The organism is Streptoalloteichus tenebrarius (assembly GCF_024171885.1).
GTDB classification, from domain to species: domain Bacteria; phylum Actinomycetota; class Actinomycetes; order Mycobacteriales; family Pseudonocardiaceae; genus Streptoalloteichus; species Streptoalloteichus tenebrarius.
Genome location: NZ_JAMTCP010000005.1, coordinates 82,195 through 102,150 on the forward strand (window position 1 = coordinate 82,195; position 19,956 = coordinate 102,150).

The window sequence follows — 19,956 nt, forward strand, 5'->3', positions numbered from 1 at the left end:
GTCCACGAGCGCCAGGGGACGCGGGGAAGGGAGCGGTGATCGGGATGGACTCGACCGGGGCGGCGACAGGAAGCCCCTTGAGACTGGGATGGGTGCTGGCGGTCGTCGGCACCGTCCAGTTCACTGTGGCGCTCGACGGCTCCGTCGCCAACGTCGCGCTGCCCGCGATGCGCGACGCGCTGGGCTTCGACGACTCCGCGCTCCAGTGGGTGATCAACGCCTACGGCCTGGCGTTCGGGGGTTTCCTGTTGCTGGGCGGGCGGTTCGCCGACCTCTACGGCCGGAGACGCGTGCTCGTCGCGGGATCGGCGCTGTTCGGGGTGGCCAGCCTCGTCGGAGGTCTCGCGCAGGAGGCGGTGCACCTGGTGGTGGCGCGCGCGGCGCAGGGCCTGGCCGCCGCCGCGCTCGCCCCCTGCGCGTTGACGATCCTCAACACGACGTTCCCCCCTGGCGTGCGGCGGGCTCGCGCCCTGGCGACGTGGAGCGCGTGCGCGGCCGGCGGCGGCGCGGCGGGCGTCCTGGTGGGCGGTCTGCTCACCGAGTTCCTCAGTTGGCGCTGGGTTCTGTTGATCAACGTGCCGATCATGGCGTTCCCCGTGCTGGCGGCCAGGTTCGTCCCGCGCGAGCCCGCGGGAACCGGTGGGCGGAGGCTGGACGTGGTGGGGGCCGTGCTCGCCACGTCGGGACTCGTGGTCTTCGCGCTCGCCGTCGCGCGCACCGACCAGCACGGGTGGCTCTCGGCGGCCACGGTGGGCGCGTTCGCGGTCGCGGCCGTGCTGCTCGTCGGTTTCGTCGGGTATGAGGCGAGGATCGCCCGGCATCCGCTGGTGCGGTGGGGAATCCTCGCGCGCCGCCCGGTGGCCGGCGCGAACCTCGTGATGCTGCTGCTCTGCTCCGGACAGTACGCGTCGTTCTACTTCCTCTCGCTGCACGTCCAACAGATCCAGCACCGCGGAGCGGCGGTGGCCGGGCTGGTGTTCCTGCCGTTCTCGGCCGGATTCGCGGTCAGCGCGCGGCTCGCGTCCCGCCTGGTCGGTCGGCTCGGACCGCGTGTCCTGGTCGGCGCGGGGGCGTTGGTGGGCGCGGCGGGTCTGCTGTGGTTCGGTCTGATCACACCGGATGGCGCCTACCCGGTGGAGATCCTCGTGCCGAGCCTGCTCGCCAGCGTCGGGATCGGCGTGTGCTACGTCCCGCTCGCGGCGGCGGCGACCGGTGACGTGCCGGCCGAGGACGCCGGGCTGGCGGCCGGACTGCTCAACAGCTCCAGCCAGATCGGCGGTTCCCTCGGCCTCGCCGCGTTGGTGACGGTCTCGACCGCGTGCGCCACCGGGCTCGTCGAGCGCGGGGAGGAGACGCGCACGGCCGTGGACGCCGGCTACGCCAGAGGGCTGTCCGTGGCCGGATGTCTGCTCGTGGTGGCGGCGCTCTGCTCCCTGGTCCTTCCCGGACGGCGGCCCACCCAGGTCCCCGCCGAGGTCGCCAGCGAGGCCACCGAGCCGCCCGGTGCCGAGCCCCGTCAGGCGTCCGAGGTGAGTTGACATCGGAACGGGCGCGCCGCACGTCCGGTGCCGTCCACACAAGACAGTGGGGTCCCCGCTCTCCAGGGCGGGGACCCCGCTTTTCTGGGGCTGCCGCCGTAGTCCCGTGGGGTCAGGCGGGAAGGGGAGGGAAGCCCCTCGGCCTTGCCGGAACGCGGTGGGAGCGGTGTTCTCCTCGGGCGCGCGGGCGAGGTGGGAAGCGGCGCTCGTTCGCTCCTCACATGGCTGTGCCAGCTCCTGGCGAGGCCCATCCTTCACGGCCCCGGACGCGTTAGGCGGCAGGCGAGGGACGGCGACGCGTGGGTGGGTTCCTGAGCGCGGAGGGGAAGGCACACAGGGCCGTGCGATCGAACATATGCGCGAGATCAGGACAACCCCGTTGTCCACCATGGCCGTTCACATGCGGGGGCGGCGGATCCGTTCGGTCCGCCTGATCGCCACACTCCTGGGCTCTCCTGGCCGTGGGAACGGTGACGGTCCAGTACTCCGGACGAGCGGTCCGGGGCCGGAGCCACCCCTGGCGTGGGGCGGCCGCAGCGAGGGAGTCCCCGCGATCCGGGCCACCCAACGGGCCTCACGGAGATGCCCTGGAGGCCGGCGACTTCGCGAAGAACCCCGTGAGGCGACAGGGCTCCCGCGCTGGAGTCTTCCTGGTTCCACTCCTACGACATTCGGGCACCGCCACCCTCGATGGGCAGCATGGTTCGCCAGAGTCGAAGCGAGCTGGATGCCCGTGGCGACACGGCTTCCGCCGCGTTCCCATCGCCCCCCCGGAGCACGGACCACGGCAGGCACGGTCGGTGGAGGCGTTGGCGGAAACTGGTTGGAGATTCGCACCAGTGGCGCGGGTGGAGGGCGCAGGAGGAATCACGGAGATGACCGCCGGGTCACTCCTCGCCCTCCGGACCCGCCGAGCGTCGGGCCGTCCGCCTCGCCGCGCGGTGCGGGACACGCGGCGGCAGCCACGCGTCGGAACACCGTCGCCATATCGGCGAAAGCGACCCGACCTGCGCACTTCGGCCCGGAGAACTGTCCTAGATGGACGGTCTGTCGCGTGCCCTCACCTCCAGGTCGTTGCGTCGGAAACAAGCGGGAGGGCGGTCGTGACGCGCTTTCCCGCACGGGGAAAACGGCGTCGAGTGGGGCAGGCCGTTCGCCCTGGCGGTGGAGCCCCCAGCGAGCCGGAACGACTCCGACGGACGTCGGGAGGGGCGTTCGCGCGAGCGTTGTCGGATCCGCCGAACCGGCCGGCGCGACAACGGTTCGGCGATCGCCGTTCCCGGGGCGTCGTGGCGCTCGTCCGCCCGTCGCGCATCTCCCTGAGGGGAGGCGGATTCGGGCTCGTGTGTCGTCGGGAACGTCGCGCCCGAACCGTGTCGTCGGGCCTCCTCCAAGCCGGAGGACGAGGCTGGGATTGATCTTCTGCCCACTATGTACGTCCCCTCCGCGACGCCGCGAACCCCCGTCCACTGGGCGTCGTTCGGGACCGAGGAGCGCGAAAACTCTTCTGCCACAAGGAGAAGACGACCAATTTGCCTATAGCCAAGCTACGGGTGTTCGGGAGTACCGTGTTCTCAGCGCTGTCCGCAGTGCGCGTCCTCGGTGGCGGCGGCACCCCGAGGGGGCACCGCCACCCACCCCTCACCGAGACGCCCGGCGGATCCGGTGCGACCGCATCGCGAGAGTCCTCGGCCCCGGCTCCGGTGCGGGTGTGGCGCAGGAAGCCGAGCCGTCCGATGTGGAGGAGAGCCATGAGGGAGAGAAGATTCGCCAACGCGTCCCAGCCGACCGAGTTCCTGGACTTCGAGTCGCGGGAGGTGCGGCGGTTCGTCAGGGACGTCGTGCCGGACCACGCGAGCCCGAGGGAGCGGGCCGTGCGCCTGTTCCACGCGGTCAGGGACGGCGTCCGGTACGACCTGGAGGACGTGGACCTGTCCCGCAGGGGCCTGCGCGCGAGCGCGGTCCTGCGCAGGGGCAGGGGGATGTGCGTCCACAAGGCGGTCCTGTACGCGGCGGTGCTGCGCGCGGTGGGCGTGCCGAGCCGGTTGGTCCTCACCGACGTCCGCAACCACCAGAGCAGCCCGCGATTACGCGCGATCCTGGGCGGCGACGTCCTGCACTACCACTGCCTCACCTCGATGTGGCTGGACGGCCGCTGGATCAAGGCCTCACCGGCGTTCGACCGGGTGACCTGTCGCCTGTTCGGCATCACCCCGCCGGACTTTGACGGCTGGTCGGACGGCCTGCCCCACCCCTACGACGCGCGGGGCCGCCAGCACATGGAGTTCCTGCGGTTCTACGGGGAGTTCGTCGACCTGCCCTACCGCATGGTCATCGAGGGGCTGCGCGCCGAGCACCCGCTGCTGTTCGGTGAGCCCCGACCCGTCCTGGCGCGCCCGCTGGCGGTGGACGCCGCCGCGGGGCGGGACTGACCGAGGGACGGGGTGAGGTCATGCGCATCAAGATCTGCGGCGCCGTCCGGACCTCGGACGTCGAGCTGCTCGCCGGGATGGAGGTCGACCTGGTCGGCCTGCGGCACGGCGTGGCGGGGGGCAGGGGAGCCCTCCGCACCGTCCACCCTGGACGGTCGGAGCTGTCCGCCGAGGCGTTCCTCCGGCTGGCCGCGTTCGCCATGGCGACCCGGCGGCTGCGGCCCGTCCTGGTCACGGCGGTCGACGACGTCGGCTGGCTACGCGACGTCCTCACGCGCTCCGGCGTGCGCTGGGTGCAGCTCCACGGCCACCAGGGCCCCGGCGCGGTCCGCGCGCTCAAGACCGCGTTACCCCCGTGGGAGGAGCCGGTGACCGTGGTCAAGGTCCTCCGCGTGCGCGGCGGGGACTGTGTGGAGCGGTCACTGGTCCCCGCCTACGAACGGGCCGGCGTGGACCTGTTCCTGATCGACGCCGAGTCCGGCAACGGGCATCAGGGCGGTCAGGGCCACCAGGGCGCGTCGGAGGCCGTCGCCAGGGTCGCCGACCGGCTCAGCCGGCCGTTCCTGCTGGCGGGTGGCGCCTCGGCGCGCAGGGACGCCGAGATCGCGCCGATCGTCCGGCACCCGCTGTTCTACGGGATCGACGTGGACGCCGAGACCCGGGTCGGCAACGGCCGGCTGCATCCGGACAGGCTTGAGGCGGTCCACCACGCCTGGCGGACCCACTGGGTCAAGGAGTGGATGACACCGCGCCGCCGGACCCCCTCCGGCCGTCGCGGCGCGTACGCCCCGGTGGCGGCGTCCCCGGTCCCGCTGCCCTATGGCGCGCGCGTTCCCTTCCTGCCCAGGGGATGCGCCCGTCCCGCCGTGTAGCCGAGCCGGGCGTCAGCCCTCCACGCCGAACAGCCCGAGCAGGTCGGCGCGACCGAACATCCGGGCGGTGTCCACAGCGGAGGGCTGACCGGCCCACGGGTCGGCTCCGCCGTCGAGCAGCGCCCGCACCACGTCCACCTCGCCCTTGAAGGTCGCCCCGGCCAGCGGGGTCTGCCCCCGGTCGTTGGCGCGGTTCGGGTCGGCCCCCCTGGCCAGCAGGGCGGCCACGGTCTCGGCGTGACCGTGGTAGGCGGCGAGCATCACCAGGGAGTCGCCCTTGTCGTTGGTGAGGTTCGCCGGCACGCCCGCGTCCACGTAGGCCGCGAGCGTGGCCGTGTCCCCGGTGCGGGCCAGCCCGAACAGCTTCGCCGCGAGCTCCAGCACCTCGGGGTCCTCGGCAGGGTCCGTCGTCGCCATGTCCCCAGCCTCGCACACAGCACTGACAGGGCAACCGCGCACGCGTGTCGGTCGAGGTCGGCCGAGGTGACGGGGGAAGGCGTCGAAGACGAGGAACGAGGAAGGGAGGAGCGAGAGGGGAGAAGCGAGAAGGGAGGAGCAAGAGAGAGGAGCCCGACGGGGATCGGCGGGAGGGCCTCAGGTGTGCCGGAGCACGGCGACCGGGCAGTCCGCGCGGTTGAGCACGGCGTGGCTCACGGACCCGAGCAACGCCCTGCCCAGGGCGCCCCGGCCGTGGCTGCCCACGACCAGCAGGGCGGCGCCCCCGGCGGCGCCGATGCCTTCGGCCCCCTCCGCGTCGAGGGGGCCGTGGGCGCCGTGGGCGGCCTCCAGCAGCGCGTCCACCGGGCGTTCCGTGGTGACCAGCCGCCGCAGCGGGACGTCGGGGTAGCGCTCCTGGAAGCCCGCCAGCGACGTGGACAGCAGCTCCTGGGCCTCCGAGCGCACCTCCTCCCAGTTGAAGTCCCACACCCGCACCGGGGCCAACGCGTCGAGCGGCAGGTCGGCCCACGCGTGCACGGCCACCAGCTCGTGGCCGTGCCGCGAGGCGAAGTCGAAACCGAACTCGATGGCGCGCTGGCTCACCTCGGAGCCGTCCACGCCCACCACCACCCGCTGCCCCGGCACCTCGGTGGGCGGGGTGGTCCCCGGGCGCAGCACGATCACCGGGCAGGTCGCGTGCCGCACCAGCTCCGCCGCGGTCGAGCCGAGCAGCACCCGCTCGGCCGCGGTCAGCCCGGTGTGGCCGACGACGACCAGCTCGGCGTGCGCGCTGGCGGCGGCCAGGACCTCGACCGGGTCGCCGGGCACGATCCCGGTGGTCACCTCCAGGCCCGGCCTGGCGAGCCGGCACTGGTCGGCGACGTCCGCGACGGCGCCCTCCACCCACTCGCGGACCGGCTCCTCGGCGACGACCCCGGCCGGCAGCCGCAGCCGCATCAGCTCGACGACGGGCCAGTGGAAGGCGTGCAGCAGGTGCAGCGGGCGGCGCCGGCTGTCCGCCTCGGCGGCGGCCCACAGCGCGGCCTGCCGCGAGACCTCCGAGCCGTCGAACCCCACGACCACGGCCCCGTGCGCCGGAGCGGACATGGCGACCTCCATCCGACCCATCTCGTCCCCGCGACCGCCCGGGCGGCCCGGCCGTCCCGGACCCACCGCTCGCGCCCGCGCGCGACCGGCCGGGGATCATCCGTGGGTCCATGGTCGCGCCGCTCGCGTCGGCGCGCAGGCCGGCGCCGGCGTGGCATGGACCACGCCGGTCCGCGCCGGCCCCGGTGTCGGGCGTCCGCCGCTCAGTGAGTTGTTCCAGAGGCCAGCAGATGGAGTACGACGGGCGGCGGGACGTCGCGCTCTACGCTGCCAGAGCGGTCAGCCTCATGCTGCCTTCGCTGAAGCCTTGTTCGTCGGCCTGATGCGCAGAGTGGAGAGTGCTGACGGAGGAAGTGCAGCTCGGTGTCGAGCTGGGTCCCGCCCTGGCTGACCAGGTTCGGCGGTTCTGGCTGGGGCTCCTCGCCCCGCCGGCGGGCGTCGAGCGCCGCGACGAGCCAACACGCCGTCACCGTCGCGTCCAGCAGGTCGTCGGCGACGCCGTGTGCCACCACGTGCTCCCGCGCCGCCTCCAGCGTCGCGGGCGACACGTAGTTGCGCAGGAACAGCAGGCCGTCCCGGATCTCGATGATGGTCCGGTAGACCCGCAGGCTCGGCGCCGTGAGCAGGGTGACGCCCCGGTGCGCCTCGACCATGACCACGGTGGGCACCGCCGCCGTGATGTCGCGCCACAACGGCCGCGGCTCGAACAACGCCGCCAGCGCGACGAACGGCCGAAACAACGCCGCCCAGGACGTTCGGGGGTCAGCGGGGGATCTCCAGCGGTCGCGTGTGGACGACGCCCCCGCGACGCACGATCACCAGCGTGTTCGGCGGAACCTCCACCCACTGGTGGCTGTAGTGCAGTTCCAGCGGCTCCGACACGACGATCGTGGCGTGCTCCGGCATGGGGATCTCGTCCCCGCCGGCCGCGCGCAGCGCGGCGGCTCCCGCGTTGTAGTAGAGGGTCTTGGCGGTGTCGTCGGTGGCGTACCGCCACGCGTAGATCGTCTCCCCGTCGGTGGTCGCCCCGGTGCACCGGAACACGCCGTCCACACCGTGCTCGCGCTGCGCGCGTTCCACCCGCGCGATCATCCTGCCCAGCGCGGCCGGCGGGTCCTCGGCCAGGCCGTAGGTCAGGGCGAGGAAGAAGGCCGTCTCGGTGTCGGCGTCGCCCTGGATCTGCGGGTAGAGCGCGGGATCGACGTCGAACCGGAGGTCCCGCGCCACGTGGTTGAACCCCTCGATCTCCCCGTTGTACTGCCACAACCACCGTTGGCACGTGAAGGGGTGGCAGTTCTCGCGCGAGATCGTCCCGCCGAACGCCGCGCGCACGTGCGCGAGGAACAGCGGCGAGCGCACCTGTTCGGCGATGCGGTGCAGGTTGTCGTCGTTCCAGGCGGGGCGGATGTCCCGGTACAGGCCGGGATGCTCGCGATCCCCGTACCAGCCCAGCCCGAACCCGTCCCCGTTGGTCGGCAGCGCCTCGTCCCGGAACATGCGCGTGGTCGGGGAGTGCGGCACGTAGTTCTCCCTGGCGAACATGCTCTGGTCGATCAGCGAGTGGTTGGGGCGGACGACGAGGGTGTCCAGGAAGATCGGTTCTCCCGAGTAGGCCAGCCAGCGGCACATTCCACGCCTCCTCGTCTCCCCAGGAGCGGACTCGGCTGACGACCCGCGACGCGACGGACCCGACCGACTCCGCCGATCTCCGTCGTCCCGTGGTCCCGCGGTCCCGGTCCAGTCTGGTCGGCGCCCACCCAGCCCGCGCGTCGGCGCGCGTCGGCACGCCGGGGAGGCGCTGACCGCCGCTGTCGCTCGACAGGTTGGTTGTCGGCGTGGTCACCGTCCTTCGTGGACGCGGGCGCGGCCGGTCGTGGTTAGCCTGCCGGTCAGGCGGGGGCCAGGGGGTGATGGCGGTGCTGGTGGAGACGGCCCCGGTCCGGGGGCTCGGGGCCCAGCCGTTGGCCGTGCGCGCGGTCTGGGGCGCGGTGGCGGGGGCCGCCGCGGCGGTGTGCGGCTACCTGGTCTCGGTCTGGACGGGCGCGGGCCAGCGCCTGGAGAACCTCCCCCTGGTCGGCCCGGTCTCGCCGCCGGTGGGGACGCGGGTCGCCGCGCTGCACGCGATGGAGGGCCTCACGGTCCTGACCCTCGGCCTCGCCGTGGGGCTCGCGCTCACGATCGGGGTCCTGCGCGGCCGTATGGCACTGGGGGTCGCCTCGGCCTCGGTGGTCGTCGGCTCCGCGGTGGCGGCCGAGGCCCTGCGCCTCGTGCTCGACCGTCCACACCTGGACCCCGCGGCCGGGCGCGCCTGGGACGACAACAGCCTCCCCAGTGGTCAGGCCGCGGTCGCCACGGCGATCTGCTGCGCCCTCACGATGGTCGTCCCGCAACGCCACCGCGTGGCCACGGCCCTGGTGACGTCCTGCTGGGCCGCCGGCGTCGGGGTCCAGACGGTCGGCAGCCGGTGGCACCGCCCCGGCGACGTCCTCGTCGGCGACCTGCTCGCGCTGACCCTGGCCTGCGGCGTGGTCCTGCTGCTGCTCGCGCGCCGCCCCTCGGCCAGGGTGGAGCTGTCGCGACGGGAGCGGGTCGTCTGGAACAGCGTCGCCCTCGCCCCGCTGGGGCTCCTGGCGCTGGGCGCGTTGGTGCTCGGGACCGGCCTCGGGGTCGCGGCGCTGGAGGTGCTGGGAGACCACCAGACCCCGCCGTCGAGCGCCGTGACGCTCGCGCTCGCGGCGGGCCACAGTGTGGCGGTCGCGGGCGCCGCCCTCGTCGGCTTCGGGTTCCTGTTGGTCGTGGAGGGACTCGAACTGGACGTCCCGACGAAGCGCGGGGCGACCGGGTGGGGCGCGGCGGACCGGGTCGAGCCGAACTGGCCGACCGCGCAGGAGCACGACGACATTCCCGGCATCCTCTCCCGGGAGCCCTGAGGCCCGGCGCTCCATGAGGAGCGCCGGGCCTCACGGTGCCCGATGGATTCCGTTCCCCGCCACGGAAAAACGCTCGCCGTCAGGGGAAGAAGGAAGGCGGGGAGAGCGCCGAACGCCGCACGGGTGCGGCGCCGAGGTGCGACGACACCGACGGCGCCGCACCCGTGCGGCGGATTCGAGGTTTCAGGAGGTCTCCGGACCGGCCATGGCGATCGCGCCGGCCACGTCGGTCTGGACCCTGGCCCACGACCCGTCCCGGAAGTGGAGCTGGAGGTGCCGCGGCCCCATCGAGAAGTTCGGGATCAGGGTGGGCTTCCACCGCTCGATCCGCACCAGGTCCGCGCGGCTGATCTCGAACTCGGAGACCAGGGCCGCGTCCTGCGGCCGCTCCGTCAGCGGGGGGCGGCGGACCTCGCGGACGGACTCCACGGCGACGTCCTTCAGGAACTTGCCCAGCTTGCGCAGCCCCTGCACCCCGCGCACGGACTCGGGGTTCCGCACGCTGTCGGAGAACTCCTTCATCACGTCGCCGCTGTCCCCCTGGAGGTCACGCAGCCGGAGGACGGCGACCCGGTGGGAGGTCACGACGAGCCACGCGTTCTTCTCGCTCACCGCCCGGTAGCAGCCGACGGCCAGACACCGGGGGTGCTCCCCGTGGACGGCCACGCTGCGCACAGGTGTGTTGTCGTCCATGAAGGCGTCCATGAACCCCTCTACCATCCGGCCGCCGACCGACCGCTCGATCCCCCTGGCGTCGAGGCCGCGGACCCGGAAGCGCTCGTTCTCGATCTCACAGCACCCGGCTGTCGCGAGCAGGGTGTCGCCCCGCAGCCACGTCCGGGTCGCCAGGTCGCGGACGAGGCCGGCCTCCGCCTCCGTCGGGATCACCACGTGAATCCACGCTCCATGTTGCCCTGGTTGCGGTTGTTGCGTTGCACCTTGCCGGTAGCGTACTCACCCGCCTCCTGCACGGCCTGGTCCGTCGCCAGCTCCGCGCCGCTCGCCATCGCGGCCTTGTCGGCCTTCATCCCGGTCAGCCCGGTGACGGCCCTGACGGCCATCTTCATCGGGTCGCCGTACCTGCCGACCGCCGCGGTCACACCGGAGACGCGCGATGCCGCGCGGACCCAGATGTTCCGCTCCTTGATCAGTTGCTCGACGCGGCCGGAGATCCGCTTGAGTATCTTCAACGCCCGCACCAGCCAGTGGAGCGCCTTGCTGATGGCCATGAGGATGCGGGACAGGGTGATGCTGATCCGCGCGGCCGAGGTGGCCCACGCGGCGGCCACGGACGCGCCGAACGAGATGGCGCTGGTCGCCAGGGCGGCGAGCCACGTGACGATCAGGTTCTCGACGAACTCGCGGACGATGTCCACGAGCATGTCCCACAGGCCCTCGAAGAAGTCGGCGACCTGGTCGAGGTGCTCCTTGAGCTGCTTGCAGCAGTCGGCGAGGGACCGCAGTCCCTGCTGGAACTCCTCCTTCTGCTTGGCCTGCGCCTGGGCGGCCGGCCCCTCCCAGTGCGCGGCCAGGCCCTGCTGCTCCCGCCCGTCCTGGTCGGCGAGCTGGTTGAGGAAGGTGGCCATCCGCTCCCAGCCGGCCCCGGTGGTGCGCATCTGGTCGGGGTCGCCGGTCACCTGCTCGAACAGCGGCCGGAACGGGATCATGCACCACTCGACGAGGAAGCCGAGTCCGTTGTCCCAGAAGCTCTTCATGGGGTGGGACAACAGGTCGTCGACGTCCCGCTTGACCGCGACGCCGGCCACGAACACCTGGGGCAGCGACGACGCGTCCTGGAAGTTGCTGATGCTCTCCTTGGCGCTGTCGTAGGTGTCGACGACGTCCATCTTGGCGCCGTCGGACTTCCACGGGTCCGCGCGCTCGAAGAACTGCTGTCCACTCGTCACTGTTGTGCCCCCGGTCCGATCACGCCGTGGTTGCGGATGTCGAAGTCGCCGCCCTCCGCGCCCTTGCCGAACAGCTCGGCGAAGCCCTTGTCGACGCTGGTGTAGGTCTCGGTGCTGTCCTCCAGTCGGTCCGCGGCGGTGCGCAGGAACTCCGCGGCCTTGCGGATGTTCTCCTCGACCTTGTTGACCATGTCGTCGTAGCCGCTGAAGAACCCGGCGTGCTGGCCGATGAGCCCGAAGCAGTCCTCGGTGGCCCTCGCCTGCTGCACCTGCTCGGCCAGCGCCTCGATCACGTCGGCCCGCTCCCGCTCGTACCGGGCCTTCGCCCGCAGCGCGGCGGGCTTGAGGGTGAAGTCCATCAGAAGTCGCTCCTCAGGACGGTCTGCTCGCTCAGGTCGTCGTCCTCGGCGTGCTCGGCGCCGCGCCGGGGGGCCGCCGGCCGCTCGGGCAGGCCGGGGACCGGCGGCATCTGGGCCTGGGCCGCGGCCATGGCGTCGTCGAACCGGTCACCCACGACCGGGCGCACCAACTCCTCCAGCTTGGCGGCGGCGTCGGCGTTGGCGCGGTGGATCGTCTCGACGATCGCGGCCTGCAACCGGCGCGACCCCATCTCCACCGCGCGCTCGTGCAGATCGAGGGACACCAACGCGCCCCCCGGGGCGACGGTGGCGCTCACCATGCCGTCCGCGCTGCGGGCGGTGCCGCGCGCCCCACTGATCGCCTCCTGGAGAGTGGTCGCCTGCTGGAGCATGCGTTCGTTCTCCTCGAAAGCGCTCCGCAACCACTCGTCGGCGCTGCTCATCGTCCTTCCCCCATCATCAGTGGTCTCGGGCCTGCGCCAGCAGCTTGGCAGAGCGCGGCGTCCGGATGGGGGAGAGCCGGGAGACTGTGTGCTTTCGCATCGATATCCCGGTCGGGGGTGTCCGTTTGGTCCAGATGGACCAGTCTCGGCTGTGTGCTCCGTCTCGCTCCGTGACCGTCTTCTGGCTCCGAGGCACGGGGGTCGGCGCGTCGGGGGTGGAGCGGGGGTGGGTCGGTTCGGTTCGCTCCGACCTCTCTCCGGTCCGATTTGTGTCCACTGTGGATGTTTGGTGGGAGGTGGTCGTTCCCGGTGTCCTGGTTCTCGGAGGGTGCCCACGGGAGCGGTACCCGCGTACCGTACGGACGCAGGACCAGGGGAGGACAGGAGCCGGGACATGCACGGTTACACGGGGCGCAAGGACGACTACCTGAAGCGGTTGCGGCGCATCGAGGGTCAGGTGCGTGGCTTGCAGCGGATGATCGAGAACGACGAGTACTGCATCGATGTGTTGACGCAGATCTCGGCGGCGACGAAGGCGTTGCAGGCGGTGTCGTTGGGTTTGGTGGACGAGCACCTTCGGCACTGTGTGGCTCAGGCGATCGCCGAGGGTGGTGAGGTGGCTGACGCGAAGGTGCGTGAGGCCAGCGACGCCATCGCCCGCCTTGTGCGGTCCTGACGCGAAACGGTCCCGACGGGGCTCCGACCCAGGTGGGCCGGAGCCCCGTCGTCGTTCCCGGCCGGTGTGGTCCGGGTAACCCCTGGGGGGTACTTGACCTACCTGTACCCCCCAGGGGTATAAATGTCGTGTCCGGACGGACCGGGCGACGACGGAGGGGAGGCGGGCGTGCGCGGCTACAGCAAGGAGAAGGACGACTACCTGAAGCGGTTGCGGCGCATCGAGGGTCAGGTGCGTGGCTTGCAGCGGATGATCGAGAACGACGAGTACTGCATCGATGTGTTGACGCAGATCTCGGCGGCGACGAAGGCGTTGCAGGCGGTGTCGTTGGGTTTGGTGGACGAGCACCTTCGGCACTGTGTGGCTCAGGCGATCGCCGAGGGTGGTGAGGTGGCTGACGCGAAGGTGCGTGAGGCCAGCGACGCCATCGCCCGGCTGGTCCGCTCCTGAACCCCGCGTTCCGCCCCACGACCGACCCCGCTCCGTCACACCACCTTCACAGCACCTTTCCTGGAGGCGACCATGTGCGAGACCACCTACACCGTGACCGGGATGACCTGCGGTCACTGCGCCAGCTCGGTCAGCGAGGAGGTGCGCGGCATCCCGGGCGTCAGCGACGTCGCGGTGGACGTGGCCAGCGGCCGGGTGACCGTCACCAGCGAGGCGCCGCTGAACGTGGAGGACGTGCGCGCCGCGGTCGAGGAAGCCGGCTACGCGCTGGCCGCGAGCTGAGACCACGGCGATGAACACCGCGACGAAGCTGTCCGCCTACGGCGCGGCGCTCGTGCTCGTGTTCGCCGGAGCGTGGGCGGCGGGCGCCGCCGCCGGACCGCTCACCGTGGGGGCCGGGCACGAGCCCGGCTCCCACGCCCCCGGCGACGCCGCGCCCAGGGCCGACACCGAGCCCGACGGGCTCGCGTCCAGCCGGGACGGTCACACCCTGTCCCCCGAGCGCACGACCTTCACGCCCGGCGTCGCCGAGGAGTTCGCGTTCCGCGTCACCGGATCCGACGGCGCGGCCGTCACGTCCTTCGACGAGAAGGACGGGCAGCGCATGCACGTGGTCGTCGTCCGGCGGGACGGCACCGCCTACCAGTACCTCCACCCCCAGCTCTCCGCCGACGGTGTCTGGCGCGTGTCGGTCACGCTGCCCGCCGCCGGCAGTTACCGGGCCTTCGCGGACTTCGTGCCGCGCGGCGGGCGTGCCGTCGTCCTGGGTGTCGACCTCCAGGCGCCCGGCCCCTACAACCCGATCGTGCCGTTCCCGACCAGGACCGCGCAGGTCGACGGCTACCGCGTGGAACTCACCGGCGACCTGCGCCCCGGACAGACCTCCCAGCTCACCGTGGACGTGAGCAGGGACGGCCGGCCAGTGACCGACCTCCAGCCCCACCTCGGCGCGTACGGGCACCTCGTCGCCCTCCGCCAGGGCGACCTCGCCTACGTGCGCGTGCGCCCGGACGGCGCTCCTGGCGACGGCCGCACGGCGCCCGGACCTCGGGTGGTCTTCTCCGCCGAGGTGCCGACCGCCGGCACCTACCGACTGTTCCTCGACTTCCGTCACGGTGACGCAGTGCGGACGGCCGAGTTCACCGTGGCGACGCGGGAGGAGAGCGCGACACCCCCGCCGCCGGCCGGCGCGGACGGCGACGGTGGCCAACACTCCGACCAGCGCGGTGACGAGCATGGCGGCCACGGGTAGCCCGAGGGGACACCAGGGGACACCTCTCAGCAGCGCCTCGACACCGACGGCACCCACGACACCAACGACACGGACGGACAGGGAGGACGCGGTGAGTTCGGCACTGGACCAGCGAACCGGCGCGACGGACAGCATCGAGCTGGCGATCGGTGGCATGACCTGCGCGTCCTGTGCCGCCCGCGTCGAGCGCAAACTCAACAAGATGGACGGCGTCACCGCGACCGTCAACTTCGCCACCGAGAAGGCGCGGGTGTCCTTCCCGAAGGGGATGGACCCCGGCGAACTGGTGGCCACAGTGGAGTCCGCCGGCTACACCGCGACGCCCAAGGTGGACGAACCCGCCGGCGGCGCGGAACCGGCCGAGGCGGAGGAGGACCCGACCCGCGCGCTGCGCACCCGGCTGCTGATCTCCGCTGCCCTCTCGGTCCCCGTGATCGTGCTGGCCATGGTGCCGGCCCTCCAGTTCACCTACTGGCAGTGGCTGTCGCTGACCCTGGCCGCGCCGGTGATCCTCTGGGGAGCGTGGCCGTTCCACCGCGCCGCGTGGGTGAACCTGCGGCACGGCGCGGCCACGATGGACACCCTGATCAGCATGGGCACGCTGGCCGCGTTCCTGTGGTCGCTCTACGCCCTGTTCCTCGGCAGCGCCGGACGACCCGGCATGCGGCACGGCTTCGACCTGACCGTCCAGCGGATGTCCGGTGACGGCAACATCTACCTGGAGGTGGCCGCCGGCGTCACCACCTTCATCCTGGCCGGCCGCTACTTCGAGGCCAGGTCCAAGCGCCGGGCGGGCGCCGCCCTGCGGGCGCTGCTGGAACTGGGGGCCAAGGACGTCGCGGTGCTGCGCGACGGGCGGGAACAGCGGGTGCCGGTCGACCAGCTCCGGGTCGGCGACCGGTTCGTGGTCCGGCCCGGCGAGAAGATCGCCACCGACGGCGTGGTCGAGGAGGGCGGCTCGGCCGTCGACCTGAGCATGCTCACCGGCGAGTCGGTGCCGGTGGAGGTCGGTCCGGGCGACGAGGTGGTCGGCGCGACGGTGAACGCGGGCGGCCGGCTGGTCGTGCTGGCGACCAGGATCGGCGCGGACACGCGGCTCGCGCAGATGGCCAGGCTCGTCGAGGACGCGCAGAACGGCAAGGCGGAGATCCAGCGGCTCGCCGACCGCGTCTCGGCGGTGTTCGTGCCCGTCGTGATCGCGTTGGCCGTGGGCACCCTCGGCTTCTGGCTCGGCGGCGGCGCTCCGGCGGCCACCGCCTTCACCGCGGCCGTGGCGGTGCTGATCATCGCCTGCCCGTGCGCCCTCGGCCTGGCCACGCCCACCGCGCTGCTCGTCGGCACCGGGCGCGGCGCCCAGCTCGGCATCCTCATCAAGGGGCCGGAGGTGCTGGAGTCGACCCGGCGCGTGGACACCGTGGTGCTGGACAAGACCGGCACGGTGACCACCGGCCAGATGGCCCTGGTCGACGTGGTGGCCGACCCGTCGACCGACGCGGAGACCGTGCTGCGGCTGGCCGGGGCTCTGGAGCACGCCTCAGAGCACCCGATCGCCAGGGCCATCGCCGAGGGCGCGGCCGAGCGGGTCGGCGAGCTGCCCGGCGTGGCGGAGTTCGGCAACGTCGAGGGCCTGGGCGTGCAGGGCGTGGTCGACGGGCACGCCGTGGTGGTCGGCCGCGCCGCCCTGCTGGAGCAGTGGAGCCTGCGGCTGCCCGACGCGTTGACGGCGGCCAAGGACGCGGCCGAGGCCGAGGGGCGGACCGCCGTCCTGGTCGGCTGGGACGGCGCGGCGCGCGGTGTGCTCGTGGTGGCCGACACCGTCAAGCCCACCTCCGCCGAGGCGGTGCGCCAGCTCAGGGCGCTCGGCCTGACCCCGGTGCTGCTGACCGGAGACAACGAGGCCGTGGCCCGCTCGGTCGCCGCGACCGTCGGCATCGACGAGGTGATCGCCGAGGTGCTGCCGGCCGACAAGGTCGACGTGGTGAAGCGGTTGCAGTCCGAGGGGCGCGTGGTCGCCATGGTCGGCGACGGCGTGAACGACGCCGCCGCGCTCGCCCAGGCCGACCTCGGTCTGGCCATGGGCACCGGAACCGATGTCGCGATCGAGGCCAGCGACCTCACCCTGGTGCGGGGCGACCTGCGCGCGGCCGTGGACGCGATCCGCCTGTCCCGCCGGACCCTCGCCACCATCAAGGGCAATCTCTTCTGGGCCTTCGCCTACAACGTGGCCGCTCTGCCGCTGGCCGCCACCGGCCTTCTCAACCCGATGATCGCGGGCGCCGCGATGGCCTTCTCGTCGGTCTTCGTGGTGACGAACAGCTTGCGGCTGCGGGGTTTCCGCGCCATCGCCCACTGAACAAAGCTCCACAGAAGGGGACGCCCGGTGCGCATCGCACCGGGCGTCCCCTTCTGCCCACCCTGGCAACCACTCACCCGGTCGGGCGACGTCTATGCGAACACGCGACTAGCCCCCGCCCCGATCTTGCCCCGCGCTGACCACGCTGCGTAGTCTCTCGGTCACTGCTTCGAAAAGGGGGCGACGTGAAGCTGACAAGGGTGTCCGGGACGTGTCGAGAGAACGACTGTCCTGCCGTCTTCGAGTCGGACCGCGGGACGATCGTGATCCAGGGTGACTTGGTTCACCAGGCCGAGGGGCTGCGGTTGGGAGTTGGAGAGGGAGCCGTGGAGATTCCGCGGGCGTTGTTCTGGGAGGCTACTGATGTTCTTGGACGGTGACGTGTGGCAGGCGTACTTCCGTGACTTCCGGAAGTCCGCTTTCCGGTTGGAGACGCACCAGGTTTACACGATGCCGGCCGAGGCTGAGGACCTGCAACGGTTCCTCGCGGGTGAGCCGATGCCCGAGGCCCACAACTCGCCGTGGCACCAGACGATCAGGAACAACATCAGCGCGGGGAAGACCATGACCCGCGTGAAGATCATCCGCCGACCGTTGACGGACTACACGCGGTTCCTCCTGAGTTGGTGCATCCCGGACAACGTCGCGGCTGGCGAGCAGTACCGGATCATCGACGTGACCGAGCGCGAGGTCGACCTGCCGGAGCAGGACTTCTGGTTGTTCGACGACGAGACCGTCGTCCGGCTCAACTACCGTCCCGACGGAACCCAGATCAACCGCGAACTGGTGGAGTCGGGAGACATCACGCAGTACCTGCGGTGGCGGGACCTCGCGCTGGCCGAGTCCGTGCCGTTCGCGGAGTACCAGGCGGAGGTGGCAGATGCCCCTGGCGGACAGTGAGTTCGAGGCGTACTTCCGAGACTTCCGGAAGTCGGCGTTCCGCCTTGAGGCCCATCAGGTCTATGCGATGCCCGACGAGTCGGAGGACCTGCGCCGGTTCCTCGCGGGTGAGCCCCCGCCGAAGGGCTACAACGACGGGTGGCACGAGACGATCAGGAACAACCTCGCGGCCGGGAAGACCATGACGCGGGTGAAGATCGTGCGGAGGCCACTGACCGACTACACGCGCTTTCTCATGTCGGTCTGTATTCCGGACAACGTGGAGGCCGGTGAGCAGTACCGGATCATCGACGTGACGGATCGCGAGGTTGACCTGCCGGAGCAGGACTTCTGGTTGTTCGACGACGAGACCGCCGTCCGGCTCAACTACCGTCCGGACGGGACTCACGTCAACAATGAGTTGGTCGGGTCGGGAGACATCGACCAGTACCTGCGGTGGCGGGACCTCGCGCTGGCTGAGTCCGTGCCGTTCGCCCGGTACGTCCTGGAGGTCGGCGATGTCCGCTAGCAAGGCGGGATTCAGCGACTTTTTCGAAAACTTCACCAAGTCCGCTTTTCGGCTGGAGACGCATCAGGTCTACACGATTCCGAGTGAGGCGGAGCGGGTTCGTCGGTTTCTGGCTGGGCAGCCCAAGGACGACGAACAGTCTCTGGAGTGGCGACGTCGCGTACAGGAGACTACCAGCGCGGGCAAGACCATGACCCGGGCCAAGATCGTCCGTCGGCCCTTCACTGATTACACCCGTTACCTCATGGAGTGGGGTGTTCCCCGGAACGTTCGTGCCGGTGAGGACTACCGCATCCTGGACCTCACCGACCGTGAGGTGGATCTGCCTCAGCAGGACTTCTGGTTGTTCGACGAGACCACTGTTCTCCTGTTGAACTTCAACCCCGACGGCACGTTGCGCGATCGCGAGTTGCTGGAGTCGCCGCCGGACATTGACCAGTACCTGAAGTGGCGGGACCTCGCCTTGGCGGAGGCAGTTCCGTTCGGTGAGTATCGAGCCTGATCGGCAGGAAGATCAGCGACGAAGCCTGGCGGAGGCGCTCCGGAGCCTCCGCCAGGCTTCTGGCCTGTCCGGGGTTCGGCTCGCCGCGCGCTGCAACATGAGTCAGTCGAAGATCAGCAGGATCGAGACGGGTCGCGTACTTCCCACAGTCGTCGACGTTGAGCGCATCCTCAGGGCGCTGGAGGTGGACTCCTCCGTTTCTCAGGAGCTTCTGAACCTTACTCGCCTCGCGAACGTGGACTACAGGTCGTCGCGAAGCTATGCGAAGGTGGGGCTCTGGCGGAAGCAGGACGAACTTCGTGCCCTGACAGAGATGTCGCGAACGGTCCGTCACTTTCTTCCGGCGATTCCGACCGGTTTGTTGCAGGTGCCTGATTACGCCCGTTCGGTGCTGTCCCGAGTCGTCTCCTTGAAGGCCGAACGTGACGTGGAGAAGATCGTTCAGGCCCGTCAACAGCGGCAGGCCGTTCTGGACGATCCACGGCGTACCTTCTTCTTCCTGATGACCGAGCAGGCGGTTCGTTGGCGCCAAGCCGATTCCGAGGTGATGGTCAGGCAGCTATCGCACATGGCGGATCTGGTGGAGAAACCGAGTGTCGAGATCGGGATCATCCTTCAGTCCACGAAGGTGCTCGAACCGCCGATGAACATCTTCGTCGTGTATGACGACCGGCTGGTGACCGTCGAACTGTTCTCGGGGGAGGTCGCCCTGCGGGACCCGCAGGAGATCGCGTACCACCTGGAGTTGTTCGAGTTCTTCCTGGGGCACGCCATCAGAGGTGAGGAAGCCTCGGAATTCCTTCGGTCGGTCGCGCGCGACTTTATGCGATGACGCGACTCGGCCTTTCGGTCGAGTCGCGCCGTTCCTATCTTTGTGGTCGTGAGCACCCCTGAGTTCGAGCTGAATCTGCCGCCCGGGGTCGTGGCCGAGACCTTCACCTACCGGAACGGGCGAACCACGACCATCTATCGGGCGCCTTTTCCCTCCGAGGGGCCGGTTCGCGGTCTCTGGGAGGGGTATGAGGCGCTGCTCTTCATGTACGCCCACTTCGTCTTCGTGTGGCCGAAGGCCGCCGGCCAGGTCGAGGTCCGGCACGGCACCCTCACCAAGTCCCTGCTCCTGTGGCCGAACGTGCCGATCGAGGGGCAGTGGTGCGCGGAGACGCTCCGGCTCTTCGGTGTCCGGTGGACACGTGACCATCTCGCGAAGTTCCGCCTGTGAGAGGAGGACGTCATGCTCGCCGACATCACGGTCACCTGTGGTGACTGCAAGGGCAAGGGATGCGGGA

At 71.1% G+C, this 19,956-nt stretch carries 22 protein-coding genes; 14 read left to right on the forward strand and 8 right to left on the reverse strand.

Annotated features, from left to right (window positions below):
• Nucleotides 1-77 precede the first annotated feature (77 nt).
• The 3 genes from LX15_RS07185 to LX15_RS07195 all read left to right on the forward strand — a co-directional run bounded on the left by LX15_RS07185 (nucleotide 78) and on the right by LX15_RS07195 (nucleotide 4,842).
• Nucleotides 78-1,538, forward strand: a complete 1,461-nt coding sequence (locus LX15_RS07185; RefSeq protein ID WP_253668706.1) for an MFS transporter — start codon at nucleotides 78-80, stop codon at nucleotides 1,536-1,538.
• A gap of 1,751 nt (nucleotides 1,539-3,289) precedes the next feature.
• The gene (locus tag LX15_RS07190) at nucleotides 3,290-3,970 is read left to right on the forward strand and encodes a transglutaminase-like domain-containing protein (protein WP_253668707.1); all 681 of its coding nucleotides are present in this window, start codon (nucleotides 3,290-3,292) and stop codon (nucleotides 3,968-3,970) included.
• A 20-nt stretch (nucleotides 3,971-3,990) separates the two neighbouring features.
• Entirely contained in the window at nucleotides 3,991-4,842 is an 852-nt protein-coding gene (locus LX15_RS07195; RefSeq protein ID WP_253668708.1) for a beta/alpha barrel domain-containing protein, read from the forward strand.
• Nucleotides 4,843-4,854: 12 nt separating this feature from the next.
• On the opposite strand, the gene LX15_RS07200 is transcribed toward LX15_RS07195, so the two are convergent.
• From LX15_RS07200 to LX15_RS07215, 4 genes are all read right to left on the reverse strand, one after another.
• Nucleotides 4,855-5,259 (reverse strand): ankyrin repeat domain-containing protein, encoded by a 405-nt coding sequence (locus tag LX15_RS07200; RefSeq protein WP_253668709.1) that lies wholly within the window; start codon nucleotides 5,257-5,259, stop codon nucleotides 4,855-4,857.
• Between the two features lie 177 nt (nucleotides 5,260-5,436).
• Nucleotides 5,437-6,387: a universal stress protein gene (locus tag LX15_RS07205; RefSeq protein ID WP_253668710.1), complete on the reverse strand. Its 951-nt coding sequence runs from the start codon at nucleotides 6,385-6,387 to the stop codon at nucleotides 5,437-5,439.
• A 203-nt stretch (nucleotides 6,388-6,590) separates the two neighbouring features.
• Nucleotides 6,591-7,127, reverse strand: coding sequence for a DUF6545 domain-containing protein (locus LX15_RS07210; protein ID WP_253668711.1), 537 nt, complete (start codon nucleotides 7,125-7,127; stop codon nucleotides 6,591-6,593).
• Between the two features lie 22 nt (nucleotides 7,128-7,149).
• The gene (locus LX15_RS07215; RefSeq protein ID WP_253668712.1) at nucleotides 7,150-8,016 is read right to left on the reverse strand and encodes a class II glutamine amidotransferase; all 867 of its coding nucleotides are present in this window, start codon (nucleotides 8,014-8,016) and stop codon (nucleotides 7,150-7,152) included.
• 287 nt (nucleotides 8,017-8,303) lie between these two features.
• Between LX15_RS07215 and LX15_RS07220 the strand changes: the two genes are divergently transcribed.
• The gene (locus tag LX15_RS07220) at nucleotides 8,304-9,317 is read left to right on the forward strand and encodes a phosphatase PAP2 family protein (RefSeq protein WP_253668713.1); all 1,014 of its coding nucleotides are present in this window, start codon (nucleotides 8,304-8,306) and stop codon (nucleotides 9,315-9,317) included.
• A 183-nt stretch (nucleotides 9,318-9,500) separates the two neighbouring features.
• Here LX15_RS07220 and LX15_RS07225 read toward each other — a convergent pair whose 3' ends face one another.
• Genes LX15_RS07225 through LX15_RS07240 form a run of 4 tightly spaced genes read right to left on the reverse strand, consistent with a single transcriptional unit; the run spans nucleotide 9,501 to nucleotide 12,026 of the window.
• Nucleotides 9,501-10,208 carry a hypothetical protein gene (locus LX15_RS07225; RefSeq protein WP_253668714.1) on the reverse strand — a complete coding sequence of 236 codons (708 nt, stop codon included), beginning with the start codon at nucleotides 10,206-10,208 and terminating at the stop codon, nucleotides 9,501-9,503.
• Nucleotides 10,202-11,224 carry a WXG100 family type VII secretion target gene (locus LX15_RS07230; RefSeq protein ID WP_253668715.1) on the reverse strand — a complete coding sequence of 341 codons (1,023 nt, stop codon included), beginning with the start codon at nucleotides 11,222-11,224 and terminating at the stop codon, nucleotides 10,202-10,204. The genes LX15_RS07225 and LX15_RS07230 overlap by 7 nt, the downstream gene beginning before the upstream one ends.
• Nucleotides 11,221-11,583 (reverse strand): hypothetical protein, encoded by a 363-nt coding sequence (locus LX15_RS07235; protein WP_253668716.1) that lies wholly within the window; start codon nucleotides 11,581-11,583, stop codon nucleotides 11,221-11,223. The genes LX15_RS07230 and LX15_RS07235 overlap by 4 nt, the downstream gene beginning before the upstream one ends.
• Nucleotides 11,583-12,026: a YbaB/EbfC family nucleoid-associated protein gene (locus LX15_RS07240; RefSeq protein ID WP_253668717.1), complete on the reverse strand. Its 444-nt coding sequence runs from the start codon at nucleotides 12,024-12,026 to the stop codon at nucleotides 11,583-11,585. The genes LX15_RS07235 and LX15_RS07240 overlap by 1 nt, the downstream gene beginning before the upstream one ends.
• Nucleotides 12,027-12,420: 394 nt before the next feature.
• Here LX15_RS07240 and LX15_RS07245 point away from each other — a divergent pair, with 394 nt between their 5' ends.
• From LX15_RS07245 to LX15_RS07290, 10 genes are all read left to right on the forward strand, one after another.
• Nucleotides 12,421-12,702, forward strand: a complete 282-nt coding sequence (locus tag LX15_RS07245) for a metal-sensitive transcriptional regulator (RefSeq protein WP_253668718.1) — start codon at nucleotides 12,421-12,423, stop codon at nucleotides 12,700-12,702.
• Between the two features lie 168 nt (nucleotides 12,703-12,870).
• Nucleotides 12,871-13,152: a metal-sensitive transcriptional regulator gene (locus tag LX15_RS07250; RefSeq protein WP_308213422.1), complete on the forward strand. Its 282-nt coding sequence runs from the start codon at nucleotides 12,871-12,873 to the stop codon at nucleotides 13,150-13,152.
• Nucleotides 13,153-13,224: 72 nt separating this feature from the next.
• Entirely contained in the window at nucleotides 13,225-13,434 is a 210-nt protein-coding gene (locus LX15_RS07255; RefSeq protein ID WP_253668720.1) for a heavy-metal-associated domain-containing protein, read from the forward strand.
• Between the two features lie 10 nt (nucleotides 13,435-13,444).
• Nucleotides 13,445-14,404 (forward strand): DUF8832 domain-containing protein, encoded by a 960-nt coding sequence (locus LX15_RS07260; protein WP_253668721.1) that lies wholly within the window; start codon nucleotides 13,445-13,447, stop codon nucleotides 14,402-14,404.
• 154 nt (nucleotides 14,405-14,558) lie between these two features.
• Nucleotides 14,559-16,757, forward strand: coding sequence for a heavy metal translocating P-type ATPase (locus LX15_RS07265; RefSeq protein WP_253668854.1), 2,199 nt, complete (start codon nucleotides 14,559-14,561; stop codon nucleotides 16,755-16,757).
• Between the two features lie 363 nt (nucleotides 16,758-17,120).
• Nucleotides 17,121-17,657, forward strand: coding sequence for a DUF6879 family protein (locus LX15_RS07270; protein WP_253668722.1), 537 nt, complete (start codon nucleotides 17,121-17,123; stop codon nucleotides 17,655-17,657).
• Entirely contained in the window at nucleotides 17,638-18,165 is a 528-nt protein-coding gene (locus LX15_RS07275) for a DUF6879 family protein (protein ID WP_253668723.1), read from the forward strand. The genes LX15_RS07270 and LX15_RS07275 overlap by 20 nt, the downstream gene beginning before the upstream one ends.
• Nucleotides 18,155-18,667 carry a DUF6879 family protein gene (locus LX15_RS07280; RefSeq protein WP_253668724.1) on the forward strand — a complete coding sequence of 171 codons (513 nt, stop codon included), beginning with the start codon at nucleotides 18,155-18,157 and terminating at the stop codon, nucleotides 18,665-18,667. The genes LX15_RS07275 and LX15_RS07280 overlap by 11 nt, the downstream gene beginning before the upstream one ends.
• Complete coding sequence (locus LX15_RS07285; RefSeq protein WP_253668725.1) at nucleotides 18,651-19,499, forward strand: helix-turn-helix domain-containing protein; 849 nt, start codon at nucleotides 18,651-18,653, stop codon at nucleotides 19,497-19,499. The genes LX15_RS07280 and LX15_RS07285 overlap by 17 nt, the downstream gene beginning before the upstream one ends.
• Nucleotides 19,500-19,547: 48 nt before the next feature.
• Nucleotides 19,548-19,889, forward strand: a complete 342-nt coding sequence (locus LX15_RS07290; protein WP_253668726.1) for a hypothetical protein — start codon at nucleotides 19,548-19,550, stop codon at nucleotides 19,887-19,889.
• The last annotated feature ends 67 nt before the right edge of the window (nucleotides 19,890-19,956 follow it).